Source organism: Halomonas sp. 707D4 (genome assembly GCF_024158685.1).
Taxonomy (GTDB): Bacteria; Pseudomonadota; Gammaproteobacteria; order Pseudomonadales; family Halomonadaceae; genus Vreelandella.
Window position 1 is genome coordinate 1 of sequence record NZ_JAMZBD010000248.1, and the last position, 4,656, is coordinate 4,656.

The window sequence follows — 4,656 nt, forward strand, 5'->3', positions numbered from 1 at the left end:
CTCGACCGACAGCGTCTCGGGGTCGGCTTCGCCGGGCAGCCGGTAGCCGGGCATCACGTAGCGCCCGCGGCACAGCTGGCCGGCGGCCTCCTCTCGGCTGTAGGGTTGCCAGTCGAGCGCCTCGAAGGGCAGCGCCTCGCTCTGCGCGAAGGCGTGAGTCGAGGTCAGCGCCACCACGCCCAGCAGCGTGTGTCCCATCGGCGCGGTTCGCGCAAATCGCTTGCCCATGTTCGTTATCCTTGGCATCCAGAATCGGTATTATACAGCTCGCATCATGCCCGACCAGCCAGGAGCTTGCATGTCCCCTACCCGAATCGACGCTCTTACCCGCTGGGCCGCGAACGCCTGCGGTCTCGACCCCGCCGCCGTCATGCTCGCCCCGGCCGGCGGCGACGCCAGTTTTCGCCGCTACTTTCGCCTGACGCTGCCTGGCGGCGAGACCCGCATCGTCATGGACGCCCCGCCGGCCCAGGAGGACTCGGCCCCCTTCGTCACCATCGGCCGGCGGCTGCGCGCCGCGGGCCTGCCGGTGCCCGTCATTCACCAGGCCGATCTGGACGCGGGCTTTCTGCTGCTCGAGGACCTGGGCGACAGGCCGCTGCAGGAGGAGTACCAGGACGCCGCCCACGTCGTGTCCGCCACCCGGGAGGCGCTCACGCTCGTCGCCCGGCTGCAAAACGCCACCGACCCGAGCGCGCTGCCCGCCTTCGACGAGGCGCTGCTGCGCCGCGAGCTCGCACTGTTTCCCGAGTGGTGCCTCGGCCGCTGGCTCGAGCTCGCCCCGCCCACGACCTTCGACGCGCTGTGCGACGATCTGGTGGCGAAGGCACTGGCTCAACCGGTGGTCAGTGTACATCGCGATTTCGACGCCATGAACCTCATGCGCCACGACGAGCGCCTGTACATGATCGATTTCCAGGACGCGGTGGCGGGCCCGCTTGCCTACGACCCGATCTCGATTCTCTGCGGGCGCTACTGGCGCTTCACCCCCGCCGAGTTCGATGCCCTGGCCGGGGAGTTCTACCAACATGCGCGCCGCGACGGGCGCCTGGGCGCGAGCACCAGCGAGGCGGACTTTCTCGCTTCCTGCCGCGCCCTGGCCGCGCAGCGCTCGCTCAAGGTGCTGGGCATCTTCTGCCGGCTGACGCTGCGTGACGACAAGGCCGGCTATCTCGCCCGGCTGCCGCACTTTCTCGATCACCTGGAAGACAGCCTGGCGGCCCTTCCAGGCCATGCCGCCTTCGCCCGCTGGGTGGCGACGACGCTGCGCCCGGCCATCACCGCCCGGCTGGAGCAGGCCTCATGAAGGCGATGATCCTGGCCGCCGGGCTCGGCACGCGCATGCGCCCGCTCACCGACCACTGCCCCAAGCCGCTGTTGAGGGTGGGCGGTCGCGCCTTGATCGAGCACCACCTGGAGCGCCTGCTCCGGGCGTGCATCGAGGAGGTGGTGATCAACGTCAGCTACCGCGGCGAGCAGATCATGGCAGCGCTTGGCGACGGCGCCCGATACGGGCTTTCGCTGCGCTACAGCGTGGAGGAGACGCCGCTGGAAACCGGCGGCGGTATCTTCAACGCGCTGCCGCTGCTGGGCGAGACGCCCTTTCTACTGGTCAACGGCGACGTCTGGTGCGAGCGGCTGCCCACGCCCTCGCTCGCCCCCGGGCAGCTCGCCAGGCTGCTGCTGGTGGAGAACCCGCTCCACCACCCCGAGGGCGATTTTGCCCTCGACGACGGCCTGGCGCGCCTCGACAAGCCCGCGCTGACCTACTCCGGCATCGCGGTGCTGGACCCGGCGCTGTTCGCCGGCTGCTCCCCCGGCGCCTTCGCCCTGGCACCGCTTCTCAAGCGGGCGATCATTGATGGCCGGGTGGGCGCCGAACGACTCGACGGCCACTGGGTCGACGTGGGCACGCCCGCAAGGCTCGAGCAGCTCGAGCGCCACCTGACGGCAAAGGCTCCATGAGCCTTGCGAGGATATCGTCCTGACGCCCCAGGCACGCGAGCACCGCGGCCTGGGCGTGCTATGCTGCGCGCCACGACCCCCGGCGTACTGCCAGGCGAATCCACCCCCCACCCAACGAGAAGGAGAGCCGCGTGAAAGCACGGGTAAAATGGACAGACGGGCGCCAGTTCGTGGCGGAATCGGGCAGCGGCCACAGCGTGGTGATCGATGGACCGCCCGATCACGGCGGACGCAACACCGGCCCCCGCCCGATGGAGATGCTGTTGATGGGCATGGGCAGCTGCACGGCGTTCGACGTGCTGAACATCCTCGACAAGGCGCGGGCCGAGGTGAGTGACTGCGTGGCCGAGATCGACGCCGAGCGCGCCGATGAGGTGCCCGCCGTCTTCACCAAGATCCACGTGCACTTCGTGGTCACCGGGCGCAACCTCAAGGAGAAGCAGGTGCAGCGCGCCGTCGAGCTCTCCGCCGAGAAGTACTGCAGCGCCTCGATCATGCTGGTCAAGGGGGGCGTGGAGGTGACCCACTCCTTCGAGATCCTCCAGACGGACGCCGCTTGAAAAGGCGTCCCGGCAAAAAAGTGCCCGGGCGGGATGCAACGCACCCTTGAGGCGGGCATAATACGCCCGCCTCGCGCACTCGATGCCGAGGGATCTTTTGTACGCACGGTTCCGGCGCTGGCTCGTCGGGGTGTTTTCACTGCCATAGGGAGGTGCGGACGTGTCAGACAATCTCCGACTCCACGGGTTTAACAACCTCACCAGCTCGTTAAGCTTCAACATCTACGATATCTGCTACGCCAAGACCGAAGAGCAGCGCGCCGCTTATATCGACTATATCGACGAGCTCTACAACGCCGAGCGCTTGACGCAGATTCTCAAGGACGTGACCAACATCATCGGGGCTCACGTGCTCAACATCGCCCGCCAGGACTACGAGCCTCACGGCGCGAGCGTGACCATCCTGATCGCCGAGCACGAGCTCGACGAGCCGCTGCCCGGCCAGACCAAGCCAGGCCCGGGCCCCTTGCCGGAAACCGTGGTCGCGCACCTGGACAAGAGCCACGTCACGGTGCACAGCTACCCGGAATCGCACCCGGACAACGGCATCAGCACCTTCCGCCTGGACATCGACGTCTCGACCTGTGGTCACATCAGCCCGCTCAAGGCGCTGAACTACCTGATCCACAGCTTCGACTCCGACATCGTCACCATGGACTACCGGGTGCGCGGCTTCACTCGCGACGTGGACGGCAAGAAGCTGTTCATCGATCACGACATCGCCTCGATCCAGGACTACCTGGCCGACGATACCAAGCAGGCGTATCAGATGATGGATGTGAACGTGTATCAGGACAACATGTTCCATACCAAGATGCTGCTCAAGGACTTCGAACTCGACAACTACCTGTTCGGCACCTCGCGGCGCGACATCACCTTCGAGGAGGCCCGCGACATCGAGAGCCGCCTGCGCAAGGAGATGCTGGAGATCTTCTACTCGCGCAACCTGGACTAGGCCGGCGTTTGAAACAAGCGCCCGAGACGAAAAAGCCGACGCATGCGTCGGCTTTTTTTGTGGGTCAGTAGAGACTCGGCTCCCCTTCCGGGCGCGTCTTGAAACGCCGATGCAGCCACAGGTACTGCTCCGGGTGCTTGCGAATCGCCCGTTCGATGAACTGGTTGACCCGGGTGGCGTCCGCCACTTCGTCGCCGCTCGGGAAGTGCTCGAAGGCCGGCAGGCACTCGATGGTGTAGGTGCGATCGTCCGGGTTGCGGTGGAACATCAAGGGCACCACCGGCGCGCCGGTCATGCGGGCGATCTTCGCGGTCAGCCGGATGGTCGCCGCCTGCTGGTCGAACAGCGGCGCGAAGACGCTGACGTCGCGGCCGAAGTCCTGGTCCGGCGAGTACCACACGATATGCCCTGCCTTGATGCGACGCACCACGCCGCGCAGGTCGTGACGGTCGATCGCCTGGCCGAAGATGCGCGAGCGTGCCCTTGTCATGAAACGCTCGAACAGCGGGTTGTTGTGCGGGCGATAGACCACGTCCGCCGGGAAGAACAGCGAGTGCAGCGCCCCGCCGAGATCCAACGTCGAGAAGTGGATACCCACCACCAGCACGCCCTTGCCCTGGGCCTTGGCACGCGCCAGGTGCTCCTGGCCGTGATAGGCCACCCGATGGCGAAAGCCCTCGGCGCGCCGACACCAGGCGGTGGCGGTCTCGACCAGCCCGATGCCGTTGGCGATGAAGGTCTCCTTGACCAGCCGACGCTGGGCTTCAAGGCTCTTGTCGGGAAAGCACAGCGCAATGTTGGTCTCGGTGATGCGCCGCCGGCGACCGGCCAGCCGCCAGGCCAGAAGGCCAAGGCCGCGGCCGACGGCGAGCTTCAGCCGCCAGGGGAGCCAGGCGGCGACATACATCGCGCCGATGGCGAGCCAGGTCGGCCAGTAGCGCGGGTGGGCAAGCGAACGGGGAAAGGGTTTCTTCGACATTCCGACAACCGTGTTGGGGGCAACCGTCTCAATCAAGCGCCGCTATAATAGCGCGGCACGCGGGGAAGTACGCCGGTCAGCAGCGTATAGCTGATCGTATCGCAGTGGCGAGCCACCTCGTCCACCGAGAGCCTCGCCCCGCCTGCGCTTTCTCCCCACAGCACCACTTCACTGCCGATGGCGGCACTGGCCACCTC

Annotated in this window: 7 protein-coding genes; 4 read left to right on the forward strand and 3 right to left on the reverse strand. The window is 66.8% G+C overall.

The genetic code is table 11. The features are described from left to right. The coding region (locus tag BIS11_RS11180; protein WP_253586060.1) for a hypothetical protein at positions 1-228 on the reverse strand (228 nt) is incomplete at its 3' end. Positions 229-298: 70 nt separating this feature from the next. On the opposite strand from BIS11_RS11180, the gene BIS11_RS11185 reads away from it, so the two are divergent. The 4 genes from BIS11_RS11185 to speD all read left to right on the forward strand — a co-directional run bounded on the left by BIS11_RS11185 (position 299) and on the right by speD (position 3,480). Beyond that, positions 299-1,306 carry an aminoglycoside phosphotransferase family protein gene (locus BIS11_RS11185; RefSeq protein WP_253423310.1) on the forward strand — a complete coding sequence of 336 codons (1,008 nt, stop codon included), beginning with the start codon at positions 299-301 and terminating at the stop codon, positions 1,304-1,306. Beyond that, positions 1,303-1,965: an N-acetylmuramate alpha-1-phosphate uridylyltransferase MurU gene (murU, locus tag BIS11_RS11190; protein WP_253423313.1), complete on the forward strand. Its 663-nt coding sequence runs from the start codon at positions 1,303-1,305 to the stop codon at positions 1,963-1,965. Before BIS11_RS11185 ends, murU begins: the two co-directional genes overlap by 4 nt. Before the next feature lie 131 nt (positions 1,966-2,096). After that, positions 2,097-2,525, forward strand: a complete 429-nt coding sequence (locus BIS11_RS11195; protein ID WP_253423316.1) for an OsmC family protein — start codon at positions 2,097-2,099, stop codon at positions 2,523-2,525. Positions 2,526-2,685: 160 nt separating this feature from the next. Then, positions 2,686-3,480, forward strand: a complete 795-nt coding sequence (gene speD / locus BIS11_RS11200; protein ID WP_227389514.1) for an adenosylmethionine decarboxylase — start codon at positions 2,686-2,688, stop codon at positions 3,478-3,480. Positions 3,481-3,544: 64 nt separating this feature from the next. On the opposite strand, the gene lpxL is transcribed toward speD, so the two are convergent. Both lpxL and BIS11_RS11210 read right to left on the reverse strand, forming a co-directional pair. Continuing rightward, positions 3,545-4,459, reverse strand: coding sequence for an LpxL/LpxP family Kdo(2)-lipid IV(A) lauroyl/palmitoleoyl acyltransferase (gene lpxL / locus BIS11_RS11205; protein ID WP_253423319.1), 915 nt, complete (start codon positions 4,457-4,459; stop codon positions 3,545-3,547). Between the two features lie 32 nt (positions 4,460-4,491). Continuing rightward, on the reverse strand, positions 4,492-4,656 hold a 165-nt coding region (locus BIS11_RS11210), incomplete at its 5' end, for an alanine racemase C-terminal domain-containing protein (protein WP_301286450.1).